The sequence below is a fragment of the Rhodospirillaceae bacterium genome (assembly GCA_040219235.1).
Taxonomy (GTDB): Bacteria; Pseudomonadota; Alphaproteobacteria; order Rhodospirillales; family Rhodospirillaceae; genus WLXB01.
Genome location: JAVJSV010000016.1, coordinates 352,459 through 373,389 on the forward strand (window position 1 = coordinate 352,459; position 20,931 = coordinate 373,389).

18 protein-coding genes are annotated in these 20,931 nt (G+C 51.5%); 5 read left to right on the top strand and 13 right to left on the bottom strand.

What is annotated here, in order from left to right; translation table 11 throughout:
• Positions 1-17: 17 nt before the first annotated feature.
• From RIC29_16300 to RIC29_16310, 3 genes are all read right to left on the bottom strand, one after another.
• On the bottom strand, positions 18-1,430 hold the full coding sequence (locus RIC29_16300) for a pyruvate dehydrogenase complex E1 component subunit beta (GenBank protein ID MEQ8736486.1): 1,413 nt from the start codon (positions 1,428-1,430) through the stop codon (positions 18-20).
• A gap of 97 nt (positions 1,431-1,527) precedes the next feature.
• Entirely contained in the window at positions 1,528-2,571 is a 1,044-nt protein-coding gene (pdhA, locus tag RIC29_16305; protein ID MEQ8736487.1) for a pyruvate dehydrogenase (acetyl-transferring) E1 component subunit alpha, read from the bottom strand.
• Between the two features lie 356 nt (positions 2,572-2,927).
• Positions 2,928-3,173 (bottom strand): septum formation initiator family protein, encoded by a 246-nt coding sequence (locus RIC29_16310; protein ID MEQ8736488.1) that lies wholly within the window; start codon positions 3,171-3,173, stop codon positions 2,928-2,930.
• Between the two features lie 329 nt (positions 3,174-3,502).
• On the opposite strand from RIC29_16310, the gene RIC29_16315 reads away from it, so the two are divergent.
• The gene (locus RIC29_16315) at positions 3,503-4,228 is read left to right on the top strand and encodes a hypothetical protein (protein MEQ8736489.1); all 726 of its coding nucleotides are present in this window, start codon (positions 3,503-3,505) and stop codon (positions 4,226-4,228) included.
• Here the strand turns inward: RIC29_16315 and RIC29_16320 are convergent.
• Positions 4,225-5,040 (bottom strand): NAD(P)H-binding protein, encoded by an 816-nt coding sequence (locus RIC29_16320; protein MEQ8736490.1) that lies wholly within the window; start codon positions 5,038-5,040, stop codon positions 4,225-4,227. The genes RIC29_16315 and RIC29_16320 overlap by 4 nt on opposite strands.
• A 174-nt stretch (positions 5,041-5,214) precedes the next feature.
• On the opposite strand from RIC29_16320, the gene RIC29_16325 reads away from it, so the two are divergent.
• Complete coding sequence (locus RIC29_16325) at positions 5,215-6,225, top strand: alpha/beta hydrolase (protein MEQ8736491.1); 1,011 nt, start codon at positions 5,215-5,217, stop codon at positions 6,223-6,225.
• Between the two features lie 9 nt (positions 6,226-6,234).
• On the opposite strand, the gene RIC29_16330 is transcribed toward RIC29_16325, so the two are convergent.
• Positions 6,235-7,323, bottom strand: a complete 1,089-nt coding sequence (locus tag RIC29_16330; GenBank protein ID MEQ8736492.1) for an NADP-dependent oxidoreductase — start codon at positions 7,321-7,323, stop codon at positions 6,235-6,237.
• Between the two features lie 132 nt (positions 7,324-7,455).
• Positions 7,456-8,628: an aromatic ring-hydroxylating dioxygenase subunit alpha gene (locus tag RIC29_16335; GenBank protein ID MEQ8736493.1), complete on the bottom strand. Its 1,173-nt coding sequence runs from the start codon at positions 8,626-8,628 to the stop codon at positions 7,456-7,458.
• 438 nt (positions 8,629-9,066) lie between these two features.
• On the opposite strand from RIC29_16335, the gene RIC29_16340 reads away from it, so the two are divergent.
• Positions 9,067-10,305 (top strand): MFS transporter, encoded by a 1,239-nt coding sequence (locus RIC29_16340; GenBank protein MEQ8736494.1) that lies wholly within the window; start codon positions 9,067-9,069, stop codon positions 10,303-10,305.
• Between the two features lie 20 nt (positions 10,306-10,325).
• On the top strand, positions 10,326-11,003 hold the full coding sequence (locus tag RIC29_16345) for a hypothetical protein (GenBank protein ID MEQ8736495.1): 678 nt from the start codon (positions 10,326-10,328) through the stop codon (positions 11,001-11,003).
• A gap of 18 nt (positions 11,004-11,021) precedes the next feature.
• Here RIC29_16345 and RIC29_16350 read toward each other — a convergent pair whose 3' ends face one another.
• The 3 genes from RIC29_16350 to RIC29_16360 form a co-directional block, all read right to left on the bottom strand.
• Positions 11,022-13,538, bottom strand: a complete 2,517-nt coding sequence (locus RIC29_16350) for a TonB-dependent receptor (GenBank protein ID MEQ8736496.1) — start codon at positions 13,536-13,538, stop codon at positions 11,022-11,024.
• Entirely contained in the window at positions 13,538-14,539 is a 1,002-nt protein-coding gene (locus RIC29_16355; GenBank protein ID MEQ8736497.1) for a FecR domain-containing protein, read from the bottom strand. Before RIC29_16355 ends, RIC29_16350 begins: the two co-directional genes overlap by 1 nt.
• A gap of 123 nt (positions 14,540-14,662) precedes the next feature.
• Positions 14,663-15,178, bottom strand: coding sequence for an RNA polymerase sigma factor (locus tag RIC29_16360; protein MEQ8736498.1), 516 nt, complete (start codon positions 15,176-15,178; stop codon positions 14,663-14,665).
• 144 nt (positions 15,179-15,322) lie between these two features.
• On the opposite strand from RIC29_16360, the gene RIC29_16365 reads away from it, so the two are divergent.
• Positions 15,323-15,481, top strand: coding sequence for a hypothetical protein (locus tag RIC29_16365; GenBank protein ID MEQ8736499.1), 159 nt, complete (start codon positions 15,323-15,325; stop codon positions 15,479-15,481).
• Positions 15,482-15,612: 131 nt separating this feature from the next.
• On the opposite strand, the gene RIC29_16370 is transcribed toward RIC29_16365, so the two are convergent.
• From RIC29_16370 to RIC29_16385, 4 genes are all read right to left on the bottom strand, one after another.
• Positions 15,613-16,809, bottom strand: coding sequence for a class I SAM-dependent methyltransferase (locus tag RIC29_16370; GenBank protein MEQ8736500.1), 1,197 nt, complete (start codon positions 16,807-16,809; stop codon positions 15,613-15,615).
• 129 nt (positions 16,810-16,938) lie between these two features.
• On the bottom strand, positions 16,939-18,150 hold the full coding sequence (locus RIC29_16375; GenBank protein ID MEQ8736501.1) for a class I SAM-dependent methyltransferase: 1,212 nt from the start codon (positions 18,148-18,150) through the stop codon (positions 16,939-16,941).
• 46 nt (positions 18,151-18,196) lie between these two features.
• Positions 18,197-19,405, bottom strand: a complete 1,209-nt coding sequence (locus tag RIC29_16380) for a class I SAM-dependent methyltransferase (protein MEQ8736502.1) — start codon at positions 19,403-19,405, stop codon at positions 18,197-18,199.
• A gap of 175 nt (positions 19,406-19,580) precedes the next feature.
• On the bottom strand, positions 19,581-20,768 hold the full coding sequence (locus RIC29_16385) for a class I SAM-dependent methyltransferase (protein MEQ8736503.1): 1,188 nt from the start codon (positions 20,766-20,768) through the stop codon (positions 19,581-19,583).
• Positions 20,769-20,931 lie beyond the last annotated feature (163 nt).

Below are 20,931 nucleotides of genomic sequence, written 5' to 3' on the forward strand. Positions count from 1 at the left end.
TTTCGCGCTACGTTATTCTAGTCGCGATAACATGCGGCTTTCGCCGCTTCTACAATGTGCTCAACTTGTGGCAGGGCGAGCTTTTCCAAATTAGCAGCATAGGGCATCGGCACATCGACACCTGTGACACGCGCCACAGGTGCATCCAACCAGTCGAAAGCTTGCTCCATAATCTGCGCTGAAATCTCCGCACCAATTCCCGAAAACGGGAAGCCTTCTTCACAAGACACACAGCGATTCGTTTTCTGGACCGACTTAATAATCGCCTCCGTATCAAGCGGCCGCAGACTGCGTAGATTAATCACTTCAGCAGAAATACCATCTGCCGCGAGTTGTTCCGCCGCTTCCAAAGCTTTGCCAACCATAATGCTAAACGCCGTGATCGTGACATCAGAACCTTCACGTTCAATTTTCGCTTTGCCAATTGGCAGTACATAGTCATCGCTGGTCGGCACGTCGAATTTCGTTCCGTACAGCAGTTCATTTTCGAGCACAATGACTGGATTTGGATCTCTAATTGCAGATTTCAACAAGCCCTTTGCATCTGCGCCAGACCAAGGGGCAACAACCTTATGGCCTGGAATATGCGAGTACCACGCGCCATAACACTGGGAGTGCTGGGCTCCAACTCTCGAGGCTGCTCCGTTGGGCCCACGGAAAACTATCGAGCATCCCATCTGACCACCAGACATATACAGCGTCTTAGCAGCAGAGTTGATAATTTGGTCAATTGCCTGCATCGCAAAGTTAAAGGTCATGAACTCAATTATGGGCTTGAGCTTACCAAAGGCCGCACCCACACCAAGCCCTGCGAAACCTTGCTCCGTAATTGGCGTATCAATGACGCGCTTGCTGCTGAACTCTTCCAGCAACCCTTGGCTGACCTTATATGCTCCCTGATATTCAGCGACCTCTTCGCCCATTAAGAAAACGCTTTTGTCTTTGCGCATTTCTTCAGCCATGGCGTCGCGCAAAGCTTCTCTGACGGTAATTTCTGCTGTTTCACCAAGCTCAGGCTCGTCTGCATCAATCACGGCCTTTGGCTTTGCAGGACGATCAGGCTTCGCCGCTTCTTCATCAGGTTTTTCATCGGACGATTTAGACTCGTCATCGGCTTCTTGCGTCGATGTATCGTCAGTTTGTGGTTCTTCAGGTGACGAGGTTTCTGCGATGTCGTCTGCGCTTTCCCCCTCTTCCATGATTACAGCTATGGGCTTGTTGACCTTAACACCTTCCGTGCCGGCGCTAACGAGTATCTTGCCCACCGTGCCTTCATCCACGGCTTCAAGTTCCATGGTCGCTTTATCTGTTTCAATTTCAGCGATGATATCACCGGCTGAAACCTTATCGCCCTCTTTGACCAACCACTTCGACAGAGTGCCCTCTGTCATAGTTGGCGAAAGCGCAGGCATTAGAACTTTCGTTGACAAGGATAGAGTCTCCCTAAATTGTCCCGTTGCCGGGCTTCGCGATGTCAGGCATGACAACCATGCGAGACACTTGGATTATGAATTCGCAGTTTATGAATTATGCTACGTCGCGAAGGACGTCTGTATATAGCTCGCTTGGATCAGGTTCAGGTGACTCCTGGGCAAACTCTGCCGCTTCCGTGACCCGCGCCTTGATCGCCTTATCCATTTCTTTGAAACCGTCTTCGTCAAGCACGCCCTCTTCGATTAACTTATGGCGCAGGCGATCAATAGGGTCATGTTCACCACGCATTTTTGCTAATTCTTCTTTGGATCGATATTTAGCCGGGTCAGACATGGAGTGACCGCGATAACGATAGGTTTTCATTTCCAAAATAATCGGACCTTTACCACCGCGCACATGGGCAACAGCGTCTTGTCCAGCCTGATAAACTGCGTTCACATCCATGCCATCTACCACCGTACCTGGAATGCCATAAGCTTCGCCTCGGCGATATAAATCAGCTGAAGCCGAGGCCCGCTCGACAGACGTTCCCATACCGTACTTATTGTTTTCGATAACGTAGATAACAGGGAGCTTCCATAACGCAGCCATATTGAAAGCCTCATACACCTGGCCTTGGTTGGCGGCACCATCGCCGAAGTAACAGAAGTTTACGCCGCCATCCTCATTGTACTTATGAGAAAAGGCTAAGCCTGTCCCGATGGGGACAGAGGCACCAACAATACCGTGGCCGCCGAAAAACCCTTTTTCTCGACTAAACATATGCATTGAGCCGCCCTTGCCGCGGGAATATCCATCAATGCGGCCCGTCAATTCAGCCATCACCCCTTTTGGGTCCATACCACAGGCGAGCATATGGCCGTGATCCCGATATGTTGTGATCACCGTATCAGCATCAATCATATTGCCCTGGAGACCGACGACGACAGCTTCCTGTCCAATATAAAGATGACAAAAACCGCCGATAAGCCCCATGCCATAAAGCTGACCCGCGCGCTCTTCGAAGCGACGGATCAAAAGCATGTCTTTATAAAACTGAACCTGCTGCTCTGTACTTGGAGGCTTAGCGTTAGATGATTTCTTTTGAGCCGATTTGGCTGAAGATGATTTAGCGGTGGCAGACTTCCGAGCAGCCATGCGAGATCCCCATTCATAAGTTCTGTGCCATTTATAAAAGATGGCTTATTCGGTCTATCTACAGACCGAGTTATCGCAGCGACGCGAAAATGACGCAAGTGAAACAACAGTTAAGCCTTTGTTTGCACTGCACAAATTATTGATAAACCAAAAAGCAGTTAAACCTTTGAAAGCAAGCCATTTACCCGTAATGCTCTTTCGTAAAATCGGCTTATTATTTCAAAATATAAGTCATTTAAGATATATTTATGAAATCAAGGTCACAAAAAAGACGTTTCATTAGCGCCAATTAAAACGCCAAAACATCAGTAATACTCTGGTATATTAATCGCATCGAGGGCTGACCAGGCTGTCGCCTAGTTGGTCGGAATAATCAGCAACTCATTGGGTTGTATAAATGCAAGCACGCGCCGTGTCTGTTCGTCCAGCATATCCCGGTCCAAACTGCCGGGCTGGAGAAGTGCTATTTTATGTTCAATATTGACCCGTTCGCCCTGGATGACAGCCAAATCAGTCTGAGCTGCTTCCAATTGATGCCGAAGTTGCCACCACGCAAGCAACCCGCGATCACCCTGAACAGCGTGGTAGGCAAAATACGTCACCAGAGCGACACCTAAGAGTGGCGCAAGGATTTGTTTTGCCTTCTTGCTATGTTCTGAACCTCTCTTCATAAACAGATGGAATCACGCCCGAGTCTTATGGTCAAGCCTTCTAAACGAGATTCCTTCAATAGATTCAAGGATGTGGCAAATCCGACTCACTTTGATTCGGATCGAATCATTAGCCAATAGCAAAATATGAAAAACGTGATGGATGCCTTTAAAGTGGGCCTTTGTCCGCCAGGAAGTCCGAAGCGACCTCCTGGTTTACGGCTTGCACCAACATCAGGCACTGTCCCATCCGATGAAACGCTAGATGAAGGTCGAAACCAATGATCACAATTGGGTATCTGATAATCGCCGCAGCTGCATTTGCCTGTCTGATCTGGTGTTTAAGGGCGTATATGGCGCAAAAGACAACCGTGCTGTTGCTCACGCTTATCCCCTTGTTATTCCTGTGGTTTGACTCTTTTGCAGTCGCAACCGGTCGTTTTATAGGTGAAGGTCCGATTATGCTGGGCGTCACATACCTACGGTATGCGTGGCACTGGGGCACCCTGCCCCTACTGATCATCGTTGCCGGCATACTGTTAAGACGCGCGGGCTTTCAGTTTGCCCAGAACAAAATCGTCATGGGCCTGTTCTGTGCCCTCGCTGTATTCTTTATCGTGTATGATTTCAGATACATCTTTATCGTTGATTTCTATCCGGCCTGTTTCGCTGAAACGCTGCGCTACGTCACCAAAGTTTCTGAAACCCAAGCTTGCTCGCCTGACATAGCTGGTGTCGGCATGAGCGTTTCCCCGGCTGCAGCTATTCTGACAAACCTCATTCTTATGGCCGTCGGCATTGCCATCTGGATCCGGCACAAATGGCCCTGGCTGGCCGTTGGCTGCATGATCATGTTTGCGGCGGCGGCAGTTCCTCAAAGCCTCGTCGGACCGATCGTTGGAAATATGGGTGAACCCATCTTTAACTTTGCCGTCGTTGCTGCCGCCATTCGCTATGGGGGTCGTAAGCAACAAGATTCCCCTGAGCAGGAAGGTTTAGCCGCCTAACGCTTAGGAGCAGAGATCGGTCGCAGATGATCACAAGCGGGGCCAAGTTCAGCGAGCGGGGCAAATCTGCGACAGCGCCAATGGTTGTACTCAGGCCAAAGCGTGTCATCCGTCGCATGATAAATCTTGCCGTAGCACCCACTGGTGCCAACACAGCGAGTCATCAGGACGGCGAGGTCGTCATAGGTAATGGGTCCAGTCACATCCTGATTCTCAGTGAAGTACCCCCGGCCAGTACCCGGCGGCGGCTCACGTCCAAATTCAACCAAAATCGAGCCACTGCGAATGATCGTGTAATTGAGTTTGCTGCTGCGTAGCGCCGTTTCAACGAGGGCCTTCTCTGCCAATCCCTCAGCAAAGAGATCAAAATTGATATCTGGATAACGCGTCCGCTGAGCCACAGTATCCGGCCCGGCACCGACTGAACTGAGATAGATGAATTGAGACACCCCGCTTTGTTCAGCCAATCTTACAATTGCCACTTCGGGCTCTCCGTGTGGGCTTGGTTGCCCCCGGCGGCTTTGCAAAACGGCAAAAACAACATCTGGCTTAGCCTGTTCAAATGCGGCTTCCACGCTCTCAAAATCAAGCACGTCTCCTAAGGCATATTGTAAATCAACTCCTGTCAGCCTCTCTCGCTTAGAGGACGGACGCACAAAGGCGGTCACCTGATGTCCTTCGGCAGCCAACATTTTGCTGATGCGTGACCCAGTATGACCGGTCGCACCGAGCACAAGTACGTTCTCCGCCTGAACCTCACTTGACGGGCTAAACATCAAAGCAATGGCAAGGAATACGTGAAACCGTTTCATTATGCCCCCTTTCTCGTCTCTTAGAAATGCACCTAAGCCCTCTATAATGAGGCATATTCGCCAAAATCAGCATTTAAAATGACCAACTGGCGGGAGGGGTTGATTATTCCCCTCGTCCACGGCCATGCTGACTTTTATACCAGAGGTTGGGTCGAATTTAGTAAGGGGAACGTCATGTCCGCACTGATAAAGGGCTTGGCCGTGTTGGTCATTATTACTGCTGGTGGATTTGGCATCTGGCTTTGGATGCTCACATCTGGTGGGTTTGACATTTCACTGGAAGACCTCCGTGCCAAATACGAAATTCCTGAATCTAAATACATCATGCTTGATGGCATCGAAGTCCATTACACGGATGAAGGCACTGGGCCTGTTGTTGTTCTTTCTCATGCTTCCTTTCACAGCTTACGAGCATGGGACGGGATGGTCGAAGACCTAAAGAAAGACTTCCGCATCATCCGGTTCGATTTTCCAAATGCGGGACTAACAGGTTTCGATCCTCAGCAACGCTATTCCGTAGAGCAAAATCAAGAGATGATCACGCAGCTCACAGAAGCGCTAGGCGTCGACCGATTCCATCTCATCGGCACATCGTCAGGCGGCACAGTGGCGTTCAGATACGCGGCCAACTACCCTGAAAAACTTGACCGCCTCATTCTTATCAATTCGGCTGGTATGCCCAGAACAGCACTTACCAACCCCAACCGGGAACGTGGCACAGCTTTTGGTCGATGGGTGCGATCTTACCACCAATCTAAAGATTGGTGGCGGCAATCTCTAACACTAAACGTCACCTCAAAGCCTCCTTCTGAAGCGCATATCGAAATGAACTACGATATGAATCGCCGCGCAGACCGGGCGGAACCAGCACGTATTTTTAGACGGAACTATATTACAGGCGACCCATCTGTTGTTCTCGATGATATTGAAGCGCCAACGCTCATCTTGTGGGGCATGGAAAATCCGACCGTGATGCACTTGGAAGCAAACATCATTCAATTGTGGATGACCGGAGCGCCGACCATTGTCAAAAAGTATGACCGCCTTGGTCACTATCCTTATATTGAAGAACCAAAATTGGTTGCTGATGATGTGCGTGCGTTTTTATCGGGTGACTGGGATGACCAGTTACGCCAAACACAGCGGGTCAAATCAGAAGATCTCGTTTTGTTAAAAAAGAACTGAGATAAATACCTAAGCGTTCTCACCATTAAGGCGTTTGCGATTCACCCGCACCAAACGCTTGCCAATGTTCGTGCCTTTAAATAGCCCGATAAAAGCATCAGGTGCGTTTTCTAAACCGTCGATAATATCGTCACGGTATTGCAGTTTGCCATCGTTCATCCAGGCGCTCATCGCGGTGCGTCCAGCATCGTACTCTTCGATATAGTCGTGAATAATGAACATGGGCTTATCCATCTTCCACGTCCACGGCGTGCCATCCTCTTCTAACGTATTATATTGCTCAGTTGACCCCACATAGGTGACTCGCCCGCCCGGATTTAACTGAGTCAGAATCGCCTCGGCCATCGGGCCGCCGACGTTATCGTAATAGATATCTACGCCGTTTGGACACGCGCGCTTCACGGCCGCTTTAATGTCATTCACTGCCTTATAATTAATGCCTGCGTCAAACCCCATCTCTTCAGTAAGGAAGCTAATTTTTTCTTCCGATGATGTAATACCAATAACTGTCGCCCCGTGGATTTTGCCAATCTGACCGGCCAAATGCCCAACGGCGCCAGCAGCAGTGGACACCACCATCACATCTCCCGGTTTGGGCATACACTCGCGCATCACAGAGAAATACGCAGTCATACCAGGGCGACCCAACACACTTGCAGCCGTATTGAGAGGACCAAGACTTTCATCAACAACCCGCAAGCCAGAGCGATTGTGGATATAATGCCCAGTCCCTCTGGTCAGGGCATAATTTTGCCAGCCCAAAACACCGTTCACCACATCGCCATCTTTAAAATCTGGATGATGTGATTTTACAACCTCTCCAACAATGTCGCCGAGCATCACGCCATACAACGGCACGACTTCAACATTACGCGGCGTCGCATTCATAATCAGGCGCTGAAAGGGGTCAACAGACAGATAGAGGCTGCGCACCAGCAATTGACCTGGCGCAGGGGCAGGCACGACATCTTCGACCATCATGAAATCATCAACCGATGGCGCGCCACTTGGGTGATTGGCCAACAACCATCGCTGATGCGTTTCTTCCGTCTCGGGTTGCCACCCTTTAACGATGACATCACTAACCGGCTTTTGCATGACTCCTCCCTAAACCTGTTAAGGTGAGACTCTTGCCGTACCCGTAACAACTGGCAACCCTCTGGGATAAAAAAACGCCGGCCACTAAGGCCGGCGTTTTGGTAAGTCATTATCTGTTAGTGTTGAATTAGGTTACTCAGCCGCCTCTCTTACTGGCTCGGCCTCTGGCAGTGCCCGATAGACCGGTGCGGGATCAAGCACCCAGGCTTTGCTGTCGCGACGATAAGGACAAGGTATCGCTGTTACAACATCACCCTTCGCTGTCAGCGCATTGATCGCTTCATGATCCAGGCGCCAGCCTTTTTGTTCCCATTCTTTGAGTTTGCCGCGGTACTGAACAACCACGCGGTCATGGGGCATAAGCACTTCTTTAGTCGTGGTTGGCGGAGTCATTTTTGGCTCCAGCTTTTCAACAACAACGATGTCTTCACTGGCCACAAACATATTCCGCTCTTTGATTTTCTTATCGAGAAATTTATTGAGCCACTCACGCTTAGTGATCGCCATGTTACGCAAATTAACCAAGAAAATACGTGTTTTAGCCTCATCAATAGGGGCTTCAAACATGTACTGATGCATGTGCATTTTTTCGGACAGATGGATATAGGTCCACATGTGGTTAGGGCCGTAGGTGCCGGAGCCCGCCTGCATTTTTCCGCCTTCTTTACGGAACCGTTTCATCAACCAGTTCTTCAAAGGAGGCGCATCAAAGGTATGCATAAACCCAAAACCCCAGTCATTGTTTTTGTAGGGCTCCAACTCATTGACTTGGTACTCTTCTTCTCTCTCACCCTTATAACCGTGGGTAGAGTGCACATACTCGTTGTGGGCTGGGTCTAAGCCGTTCTCAATGGACCGCTCGTAGTTGTAATCAACATCAAAAGTTTGAATGGTGGCCCGCCAGCCGTCAGTGTCGTATTCATCAATCGGCATGATGGGCGGACGCTCCGCTTCGGGAAGATCCCCAATAAAGGCAAAAACCAATCCGTACTTATCCACTGTGGGATAGGCATCAACACGCGCCCGGGCAGGAATTTTACCGTTAATCCCTAGCGATGGTATGCGTGTGCACACGCCATCTTTGGTAAAGCGCCAACCATGATACGGACACTGAACAGTGCCATCTTCTTTGCAGTTTCCGCCCGAGAGCGCACCGCCACGATGCACACAGGTATCCGACAACAAAGCCGGGTTTCCCTCGTTATCGCGAAAAGCCACAAAATTGTGTTTCAAAATTCGAACGCGGACGGGCTTGTCTGTCAGGTCATCGCTCACACAAACCGGATACCAGAAATTCACATACATGCCTTTTGTCTCCCACTCTCGCTGCTGGCCAATCATAGCCTATTCGAAAATTATACGTCATCTATGAGACGATTAGATGCTTTCCGGTTTGATCCGGATCAATTTTATCTCCGTTTATTGTTGGCAGAGTGAATAACCGCAGTATATTTTATAACCCACTGTTTTTAATAGGTTTTCAGATCAAATTAGACGCCCAACACCTAAACCGAAACCACAACTATTGAGAAGAAATTCAATTCACACACCATCTCATAAACGCGCAAAAGGCCGCAAATAATCGCTGTTTTCTGTCTTTTTTCCTGTACATCCGCAGTCATCAGCACTCATAACACGCCGGTGGCCATTCTACGGTCAGCAACAGCCATCCCCCCCGAATTGGTGATCGGACCTACTTATTAAAACCGTAAGCATCACGTTACCGACACAGAAAGTTTTCGAATGACAGAGACAACCAGCCCCGTCACACCTGCTGTTCCTCCATCAGCGACATTACCCAGAATCACTGGCTTGGTCCTCGCCTATGGCATGCTGATCAGCGCCATCGGTAACAACTTTCTCATCACCATCCTGCCTCCTTTGGGCCGGGATATGGGCTTCTTGGAATGGCAAGTTGGCGTGATTCTCGCCGTCGGTGGCGCTTTCATGCTGATCACGGGGCCGGTGTGGGGCCGCATCAGCGAAGACTGGGGACGCAAGAATGTGATTCTGGTTGGTGCTGTGGGCTACGTCATTATGACGGCAGCTTTCGCCTTCACAATTGATCTGCGCCTTGCTGGAACAATGAGCGCATTCACATGCTTCCTTCTCCTGGTCGCTGTGCGTGGCTTGTACACGTTGTCGTCTGGCGCAATCTACCCAGCAACAATGGCCATGGTTGCAGATATGACCAGCAAGGAGAACCGTGCCGGTGGCTTGGCCATGATCACCGCAGCTTGGGGTTTTGGGTCTGTTGTCGGCCCCGCTATTGCAGCCATGTTTTCATCTCTGTCGCCAACCGCCCCCTTTTATATTGTCACCGTGATGGGCTTCGCGGCTGTCGCGTTATACATTTACTGCCTGCATGAGCCAGAACGCCACAAGCGATCGGACAAAGTCGGTTTCCGCCACATTATGACCCCGGCGGTGCTCAGCATCGCCGGGGGTTTTATGGTCCTTATCCTCGGTAACGTGACCATGGTTGTTATCCTCGGCTTTCACTTCCAGGACACATTCGGACTCAGCACGGCAGAAACAGCGCGTGGCGTTGGCATTGCCCTGTTTGTCTCAGCCATTGCACAGATCATCATTCAAATTGGAGTTATTCCGCGTCTAAAATGGTCGCCGCGCCGGATGATAAATGTCGGCATGCCAGTCGCTTTTGTCGCGGTTCTACTCATTATGGTCGCTCCCAGCTATTGGGCGCTCATTGGTGCTATGGGCCTCTTTGGATTGGGCGGCGGCGTTGGTTGGCCAGCCTATATGACGGCGGCTTCTCTGGCTGCCGGACCAGAAAACCAGGGCAGCATGGCTGGTCTGACCGGGGCCTTCCAAGCGGTAGGCTTTATGATCGGACCTATTGTTGGCACCATCGCCTATCAAATCGCCCCCGCCTCTCCCTTTATTATTTGTGCATCCTTGCTCGTTATCTCAGTATTGATGGCCAACTTCTTACCAATGCCCGCACCGCATGAAGATTAGCTGACACAGGAAGGTAATCTATGAACCGCTCAGGTCTTTTTTCCATATCGCTGTTTGGTCTTCTCGTTTCCGTAACGGGCGCCGATGCCGCAGACGGCCAAACCGAGATTACAGACACCTTCTGCACTAAGGTTCAGACAACGATCATGAGCAACACCATTCCAGCGCAAACAATGGTGCACCCGGACTTTGACGCCTTCGTGCTCTCTAAAGCCTCTGTCGATCCGCTCCGCAATGAGCAGTTCACCACCACCGGTCCAGATGGCGCCCCCCGCATGGTCTCGTGTAAAATGAAGACGCCGGATCACATTGCCGAAGTCTATGGCGAAGACAAAGTGAACCCAGAGGCACTTTCCTGTGAAGCCATTAACCGGGCCAATGTGTCAGCAGTTATTGCTGCGCTGACGCCAGAAGAAGCGGCCAACCGCGTCTTGTCAGATGCCCAAATTATATTTGATGAAGATATCTCGGTTATGATGGGCACATCTTGGACCAAACCCTTTGATTTCGCCTATCGCGGCAAGTCAGGCGCGCTGCATATACAAAGCAAACGCATGCAAATTGATTGGACCAGTCTGCTGTTTAAAATGGCGCCCGACCGTTTCAAAGGGGCATTGTATTGTCACCTCATCGCACCGGAATACGCAAAAGCGCTCATCTTGGGGACCGAGCAAATACCTGCGCCGACAGATGGTTAGCCCCTTTGCTACCGTAAGCTAGAAACGGCGAGAAATCTCTAAACCGAAGGTCCTGGGTCTCAGCGGCGTAAACTGTGATGTCGCGCTCAGGCTAAAGCTATTGCCGTACGCAAAGGTATTGCCGCGATTATTAAAGAGATTAGAGACGCTGATCTGCGCCTGCCACTGTTCAAATCCTAAACCAGTCCGCAATCCGACCCGATGGAACTCGCCCATTTCAGGCGACACATCCTGATCAAAGAACAATCGAGAGGCCCCGACATACCGGTAATCTCCACTCATATTGAAAGACATACGAGCATTTATTGGCTTCGAATAGTAGAACCCCAGACTTGCCGTGAAAGCTGAAACAGCCGGCAAACGATCCCCCTTCTCTGCATTCAAGAACGCATTGGCTTGTGACAATGTCGGGTCATTCCATATGCCAACGGCTGTCACAGTGAGATGATCGGAAACCTTTGCAGTGAGTTGCATTTCAACACCAAAGTTCGTGGCGTTTCCGGCGTTGGTTACAAATAAGAACCCTGTCGGAAGAATCTGGTCTGACTGAATATCATCCCAACGCACATAAAATGCAGAGACATCAATGCTCAGACGATCTTCGAACAACCGTGATTTGAAACCAAGTTCGTAGTTCCACAACGAGTCATCCGTAAATGTTTGCGTTTGAATCGCTTCGTCCGGGTCTAGACCAGGGTCAAACAAGGCAGAAATCGGCGTGTTGATATTGACGCCGCCAACACGGTATCCCTTGGCCGCTTGTGCATAAATCTGTGTCGACGCGGATAGTTCATAACGAAGTGAAGCCCTCGGGGTGACTGCATTCTCTTTATTAGGCAAATCGGTCTCTTCAGCGCGCCCGCTCAACAGTCCCGTTGTGAGCGATGATACGTCTAATGTCGCGCGATTCCATCTCATCCCCAAGGACAGTTCAAGCCTTGGCGTAAGACGGAACGACACATCGCCAAAGGCGGCGATCTGTTGAACATCATCATCCCTGTCCTCGGCAAAAACCACGTCATTTGGGAACCCGTCTTCAGCAAACGCAGCTCCAGCCCCAGGCACAGAGAAAGTTGTTTTGACGTTTTCATTCCGATCCAGATAGAAGCCACCAACAAGCCAATCAAAACGGCGACCGTCGGAATACAGCCGCACCTCTTGCGCAAGAGTTGCGATCTTGTTGCGCGATGTGAAAGGGCTCGACCGAAGCGACAAGTTGAGAAGATCAGGCACGGCAAGAGACGCATCTGATTGGTTTTGAATGCGTCGCCGAATATGCGTTGTCGCTGATAGAAACTTCGCCCAGCCAAAATCTCCATCGATAACCAAACCAGCCTGATAGAACTGATCTTGGCGGGGTTCCGCGATATAGTTATTACGCACCAGCAAGCCTACATCGGGCGCGTAATATTGCGTGTCGTCGAGGCTGATCTTTTGCGCATTTCCCGTCAGCAGGGCTGACCAACGTTGTCCAATATCGGTTTGAAGGGAGACCCGCCCGCCAAAAATATGAGCTTCATTGACATCCTCTTCGTCCAAACGCACGTCATCAATAAAGCCGCCGTATAAGTCATTAAACACGGCGAGCCGGAGTGCAGAGCGCCCCGCAACTAAGGGCACATTGATCATCCCATCCGCCCGATAACTGGGACTGCCGCTGTTCGTAAATGACCCACCCAGACTGACCTCTCCCAGAGTTTCAAAGGAATCAGGTTTTTGTGTGATAATGCGAAAGGTGCCGCCTAAAGACCCGGCCCCAAAAAGGGTGCCCTGCGGACCCCGCAAGACTTCTATACGCTCCACATCCACCAACCTGAAATCAGGATTGGTGTCACTGAACACCAGCGGGGATTCATCAATGTAAAGACCAACGGTCGACTGGGTTCGGTCGGCCAACGGGCCATCCGATTGACCGCGTAAAAAGACCTTGTTCCGCCCTGGCCCTTGATTGGTCGAACTCAAACCAGCCACAAGGCCGATCAAGTCTTCCGTATCACGCACCGCCATGGCCTCAAGCTGCTCTGCCCCAACGGTTGCGACACTAACGGCAATATCTTGGGGGACACGCCTTCTCTTCGTCGAGGTCACAATAACCTCCTCCAACCCCGAGCGCGCATCCCGCGTTCTGCTATTGATCGGTCGTCGGCTCGGCGTGACAGCTGCTTTTTGAGCCCGCGGTCCAAGGTCAGGAAACACACGCACGGTCTGCGAGTCTATGAACGCATATGTTAAACCACTGTCGCGGAGCAAAATACGCAACCCGTCGCCTGCGGAATACAACCCACTCACCCGTGGTGCGATGTAAAACACACCCTCTGGGTTCGACACACCGACAGACACGTTGCCTTGTAAGGCCAACGTAATGAGCGCCTCTTCAATCGGTGCCGACGCAATTTCAAAAAATGTCAGTCTGGGGCGTGCTGGCACTTCAGAAGAAACGACAGCCGCGCTTTGATCTTGCGCCCGAAGAACATCTGTATAGCTGGTCAGACAGACTACAAATGCGGCAAACAGCAAGCCTCCTAGACGAACCACTACGGACGTGCTTGAAGGCGAAGACCGCCCCCCTCTTCTGTAACAACCGACAGTTCCAATAGACCCGCCAACCGCTGCGTCATAATGTCAGCGGATTCTATGGCGAGAACACCAGTAAACGTGAGAGCTTCAAGGTCAGGTGATTGAACAGAGATTGTGGTTTCAGAATACCGGTTGAGGTCTTCAAGAACTTTGCCGAGGCTTGCATCCTTGTAAATCAGCTGTCCTCGCCGCCAGGATGCTGCTTCAGCGGCATCAACCGCATAGGACGTAATCGCCACGACCTCAGTGTTGACGTTTGCCCCTTGATTGGGCGTTAAGACCACCGCTTTGTTCGGCACCGGCCCATCAACATCCGCGCTTACGGAGACCCGCCCTTCCAGAACCGTGACCGCAAATCCGTTTTGTTGGCGTAGCACATCAAAGATCGTGCCCAACACTTCCACCGCGCCGCCATCCATACGCACAATAAAAGGTCGGGCGGAATCTGGCTGAACATCAAACAACGCCCCGCCACGCGACAAAGACACAATCCGCCTGGTCTTTTGAAAGGAGACGTCAATCATCGATCCCGTATTCAAGGTTACAGTTGAACCGTCCTCAAGAGTAACATCACGGCGTTCCCCAATCGCCGTCGCAAACTGAATACTGTCAATGTTCACGTCCTCGACTGGTAGCAAGAACAACACAGCAAGCAATAAAACGCCGCAGACAACAACCACCTGTGCTCTCCAAGCCGGCGCTAAGGTCGACGGCCAGAAAGATTTCGACACCCCGTTTTCTCGAGCTTCGGGACCAAAGCGGGCGCGAATGGAGTCCCTGGCATCCCCGGCCGCAATCCAGGCCGCATCAAGGTCTCTGAACGCTTGCGCGTTCATGGTATCCGCCTCCATCCACGACAAATAGGCGTCCATTTCCTCATCAGACACAGACTCAGCGTTCAGCACTTGGACCCAGGCCAAGGCTTCCCGTTCCCGTCTCTCTTCTGCTGTTTCAAACATCTGTCGTCGCCCGTAGTAATTCAGCATAAAAGCGCTTCATCACAGCGCAATCTGCCTCACAGGTGAGACGACACCAGGTCAGCCCCACCTCCACAGGTTTCAACACTTTTATGTGACCCCGCTTCATTTCAACGCCTCAGCCAGTAACCGCAAAGCTTTGATCATGTGTTTTTCGACAGTGCTTTTGGATAAGCCCATTAATCTGGCGACCTCAGCATAAGAGTGGCCGTCGATCTTATGCAAAACAAAGGCTTGCCTTACTTTGGGCGTCAAAGTCTCCAACGCATTGAGCAAGCATGCAAGGTCTTGGCGACCAGCCAATTGCCGCTCCGCGTCTGGCGTTCGATCAACAAAATCCTCCCCAGCGGTGTCCGTGCGCAAGCCACCGTAGGCGGAGTCCCTGGCTTTGGCACGTGTGTTCCGCCGAATGAGATCAACAGACAGATTCCGCGCGATGCTAAACGCCAATGCTTTTACATTTTCGATGTTTTCTGACTGTGCAACGTGATGGAGCTTGATAAACGTCTCTTGCACAACGTCATCCGCATCGGCTTCATTGCCAAAACGTGCAGTCAGGAACCGCCGCAATTGCGGCTGCACGGCTATAAAAAATCTCTGAACCTCTCGCTCATCATTCATGCGCGGAGTAACCCCACCCCATAAGCCTTGTCCGTAACTATAGGACAGAGCGTCGTCTTGCGCGAGGCCCGCTATGTGATGGAGGTACGACGGCGTCCGAGACGTCTTATCCGGAGAGCAGAACTCTTCAAAGGGACAATGACAATGATGGCTTTATGGTCAGAAATTTGCGCTAAACAGAGGGGCTGGTGCTCATTGAAAGAAGGATACCTTCTGGCCATTGCGCTTAATCTCAGCGGCATTTCAGTTATTGTGGCGGCAATTATCGCTCTCATTCTGAAAGCACAGATCAGCCTGACCTAATTCGGCTCGAGCACATTCAGATGGTCATGAGTGAATCGGATTTCTCCTCCTCCGTTACTTCATTTAAAACAAAAAAAGAGCCCCGTCACGGTGGCGGGGCTCTTTAATCATTTCAGGGTATTTAGAATCTCTTACGCAGGTTTGGTCGCCATAATTGCACCATGACCGCGCCGCGCCGGACGAATACTTTCGTCTACGTCAAAGCCGTGGGCCCTAATCACATCGCCAAAATCACGCGAGGCATATTCAACACGCCACGGCTCGCCGTTAAATTTATGGTCCTGCCAAATTGAGAACGAACGGTACACATTGCTCTTCGGAGCCTGCTTACCGGTTTGGAAATCCATCGGGAAGAACACGCCGCCAGGCCGCAGAATACGTTTCGCTTCAGCGATAATTTTATCCTGGGCTTCCGACGTGACCTCATGGAACATGATGTACGCCGTGATCAGATCAAAGTGGTTGTCCGGAAACTTAGTATCTTCCGCCAGACGCTGAACATAATGAACGTCTTTGCCCAAATCGACGCCACGCGTATGAGCAAAGCGCACCATCGGTCCGCCAACATCCAGGCCCCAAACTTCGGCCTCAGGGAAACGATCCTTCATGGCAAAGGTCAAACGACCAGTGGCACAGCCAAGGTCGAGAATACGCTCAACCTTCTTGCCGTCGCGTGGGGTTTGCACACGTTCCGCAATAGCGGCCTGGACTTCATCGTCGTAATTGCTGCCGCCGTAGAAGTTATTGACGCCGTAGTAGTTGATGTACCCGGCAAACGGGTCTCCCACGTAGCCACCAGGCTGAATATGAATTTCATGCTTGGTGTACTCAGGTATATCCAGATCAGGGTTTAGCTCCAATGATCCAGGTCCGATGTTGTCCGCTGATTCCATTTCCGCCAGATACAAATCCGCGTTGGCATGAAAATGATCTTGCACCTGCTTCCAGGTCAGTTGCTGGTTGGAGACCCAGCCCCGCACACTGCCCATGATAATGTGATCATCTTCAACCATCTCCAAAATCTCTGACATCGGCAGATCATCGTCCGCCGTCAGGCCGCGTTCTTCCATCAAAACCGCAAAACGCTTTTGCGCCGCCTGGCGCATGTCACGGTTTACGAAGTTGCGAAAGCCGGTCAGAAAATCCTGGCTGCTTTCCAGATCAAGCTCGGGAAGACGCTCTAAGCGTCCGCGTGTACCGCGCCACTCCACATCCTGAAATGCTCCGTCAGTGGATGTTTTGGCTTGAGCCGAACGCCCCTTCACCAAGGATGACAAAAAAGCTGTTGTCGCGGCTGTGGCACCAAATAAAGTACGGCGGTCAATCATGTGAAGCCTCCCAGGAGGTTGGTCAAAGGTATTACACGTATGACCTTATGATGAACCCATGGGAGCAAAAAATCAAAGGCTTTGCAGATTTTGGATGCTAAGCGAACGGCAGAAATCTGCCGAAAAAACCTAGGCCGGTTTGAGTCCCATAAGGTTTTTTCGGCCAATCCAGGCCGCTGGGCCATCCTCTGTGGTGTCAAAACCGGCGGTTTCCATGACCCCGAAGAGGTCGAGGTCATCGTATTCATCCCACCAGACTTCGTTGTTCCAGCGATGATCCCACCAATGGCGGAACTTTTGATTTGCACTGGGAGTCGGCTTGTTTTCTCCCGTATAGAAGTCAATCGGGAAGAACACGCCGCCCGGCCTCAAAACACGGAACGTCTCAGCCACGGTCTGCTTGGAAATTTCAGCGGGCATCTCGTGATGCAAAATATAGGACGTGACGATATCAAAGTAGCCGTCCTCAAACTTAGTATCTTCCGCCAGACGTTGGGCAAAGTTCACATCAACGCCCAAATCAACCGCACGCATATGGGCATACCGAAGCATCGGCGCGCCGGCATCAATGCCCCACACTTCGGCATCGGGGAACCGTTCTTTCAGCGCGATAGAGTACTGCCCGGTGGTGCATCCGACTTCCAGAATGCGAAGTGGCCGTCCGCCGGGCTGTGGTGAGGTTGGAACCGGCACTCTGCTGGCAAAATCAACCTGCACCTCATCCTGATCATTGCGACCGCCGTAAAAATTATTGTTGCCGTAGTGATAAACGTAACCACCCAGGGGGTCGCCAACATAGCCGCCCGGCATGATGTGAATTTCATGCTTTACGTGATCCGGCAGCACCATATCCGGGTTTAATTCCAGAGTACCGGGTCCGGCAGAGTCAGCGGCTTCCAGTTCCGCCAGATATTTGTCGGCGTCCTGATACAGGTGGGATTGAATGGTCCCCCACGTCATTTGCTGAAGACTGACCCATGTGCGGCAGTGCATGCCCAACACCGGATCGTTCTCAGCAATCTCCAGGATGGTTTCCATGGGCGGATCGCCATGAGGGTCCAGGCCCCTGGCTTCAAACAACTTGGCCATGCGCTGCGCGGACGCGCGGCGAAACCCCTGTCCGGTAAAGGTTCGAAACCCAGTCAGAAAATCCTGCTGGCTTTCCAGATCCAAGTTCGGCAGACGCTCAAGCCGGCCCACGGTGCCGCGCGGATCAAGATCACCTTTAAAGCTTGGTGGCGCCGCTTCAGCCTTACGTCCCCCGATTAAAGCCCCAGCTGTGGCTCCAACTGCAGCACCAAGTCCGGTTAAAGCAGGAAAAAGGGTTCTGCGATCAAGCATAGCGAAGCTCCAGTCAGTATGGACGTTAAAGCTATTAAGGCCCGTATTAGGCGGGTTTGATTCCTAACAGGTTTTTCCGCCCAATCCAGGCAGCCGGACCATCTTCGGTGGTCTCAAATCCGGCAGATTCCATTTCCCCGAAGAGATCCAAATCATCATATTCGTCCCACCAGACTTCGTTGTTCCAGCGGTGATCCCACCAGTGGCGGAACTTCTGCCCGGCACTGACACTCGGTTTGTTTTCACCGGTGTAAAAATCAATCGGGAAAAACACACCACCGGGGCGCAGAATACGGAAGGTTTCTTTTACCGTCTGTTTTGAAATCTCAGCGGGCATCTCGTGATGCAAAATATAAGACGTGACGATATCGAAATAGCCGTCTTCAAACTTAGTGTCTTCCGCCAGGCGTTGTGCAAAGTTCACATCGACGCCAAGGTCGACGGCCCGCATATGTCCATAACGGACCATTGGTCCGCCAGCATCGATGCCCCAAACCTCAGCATCCGGAAAACGCTCTTTCAGGGCAACTGTCATCTGTCCAATGGTGCAGCCCATTTCCAATATACGCAGAGGACGACCGCCCGGCTGTGGTGTCGTGGGAACTGGCACGGAATCCGCATAAGAGATATGCAATTCATCCTGATGATTATTGCCACCATAGAAATTGTTGGTCCCGTAATGGAAAACATACCCGCCAAGAGGGTCACCCACATAACCGCCCGGCATGATGTGAATTTCATGCTTCACATGATCGGGCAGATCCATATCCGGATTCAGTTCCAGCGTTCCTGGTCCGGCTTTATCAGCGGCTTCCAACTCGGCGAGATATTTATCAGGATCGCGATACACCAGTTCTTGCACCGTGCTCCAGGTCAGCTGCTGCATGCTGACCCAACTGCGGCAATGCATGCCCAGAACTGGGTCATCACCAGCGATTTCAAGCACTGTCTCGATTGATGGGTCACCATGCGGGTCCAAACCCTTAGCTTCAAACAATTCAGCCAAACGCTTCGACGCGATGCGATTGAAACCGCGCCCCGTGAACCGCCGAAACCCCGTCAGGAAGTCCTGCTGGCTCTCAAGATCAAGCTCAGGAATGCGTTCTAATCGACCTTGTGTACCGCGTGGTTCAAGATCACCGGCAAAGCCGCCTTTGGTATTTGTCGCAGCTGTGGCCTTGCGTCCACCAAAGAAAGCGCTGGCAGCTCCGCCAAGAGCTGTGAGCGCTGGAAACAACGTGCGACGATCAATCATCTTTAAAACCCTTCAAATACACAGTAACGAAACTGCCACCGTGATTGGTTACTCAGATAGCTTTAATTTATTTATAGAATATCTGGCGTATAGGCTAAGCGTCCAATACCACCGATGACACTAGCAATAAATTTTACGCATACCTATGTGGTCTTGTTTGAGCTTGAGATTAAGCTCAGGCTTGCTTCACACCCATCATACTCCCTCTAAACGCGCCCCGCTCCTGGGGTGTTTTATCATCAACTTCAAAGCCCGCCTCGGCCAGCAACTTAGGATAATTGTTGCTGCGATGGTCTTTCTGCCAGACCTCATGATTCCAGCGCCAAATCCAAAATCTCTGATACTGCTGAAACGGCGTTTGCTGGGGCATCTTATCCCAGTCCAACTGATCCCGCGCAAAAAACACCCCCCCCGGGCGCAGCACACGATGACCCTCGGCGATAATCTGCGCGGCGGCCTCAGCACTCACCTCATGGAACAGCAGGAAGGATGTCACCAAATCAAAGTGACCGTCCGGGAATTTGGTATCCTCGGCCAAGCGCTGCGCGAAATGAACGTCTACGCCTAAATCCACGGCCCGCATATGTGCATAGCGAACCATGGGTCCGCCGACATCGATGCCCCAAACCTCGGCATCCGGGTACTTTTCTTTCAGGCGTAAGGTCAACTGTCCGGCACTGCATCCCATATGCAGAATGCGTTTTACCTTGCCGTCCTTGGGTGTCGGAATAGTATCCACCAGCTTGGCGTGCATTTCATCCTGGTAGTTACGACCCTCCCAGAAGTTATTCGTACCATAGTGATACATATGGCCTGCAAAAGCGTCTCCCACATAGCCGCCCGGCTGCATGTGAATTTCGTGTTTGGTATATTTTGGTAACACCATATCTGGGTTGAGTTCCAAGGTGCCCGGCCCCGCATTATCTGCGGCTTCCATTTCCGCCAGATAGGCATCGGCGTTGCCATGAAATTCGTCGTACAGATTTTTCCACATGATTTGCTGAGCGCTGATCCACGCCCGACCACTGAGACCAACAATATGATCGCCGCCAATCAGTTCAATGGCCGCTTCGTCAGACATCTGGGCGCGCTTATCAAGCCCGGCGGCCTCTAAGATCCGGTCCGCGCGTTGCGCCCCAGCGCGGCGGACATCGCGGTTTACCCAAATCCGGAATTGGGTCAGGAAGTCTTCGCGGCTTTCAACATCCAGCTTTGGTAAACGCTCAAGGCGGCGATCCGTCCCACGTGGCTCAACATCAACGCTTTTCGGCAATTTGGCTTGGACTGCGCGCCCACCGACTAGGGACGAAAGAGCAGCACCAATCGCTGTCGTCGCTTTGAACACCGTTCTACGATCCAACATAGCTGTCCCTCCCCAGAATTTCAGATGACTTGCTATAGTGAGCCGACCTTAACAGCCTGGCAACAGCAACCCGATTAGCGGTCGCGATGCGGGCATACCTCTTAAAATACAGAGAAACCGCGCTAGGCTAAGCGCCTCGGGTGCGTTAATGTTTCATAAAATA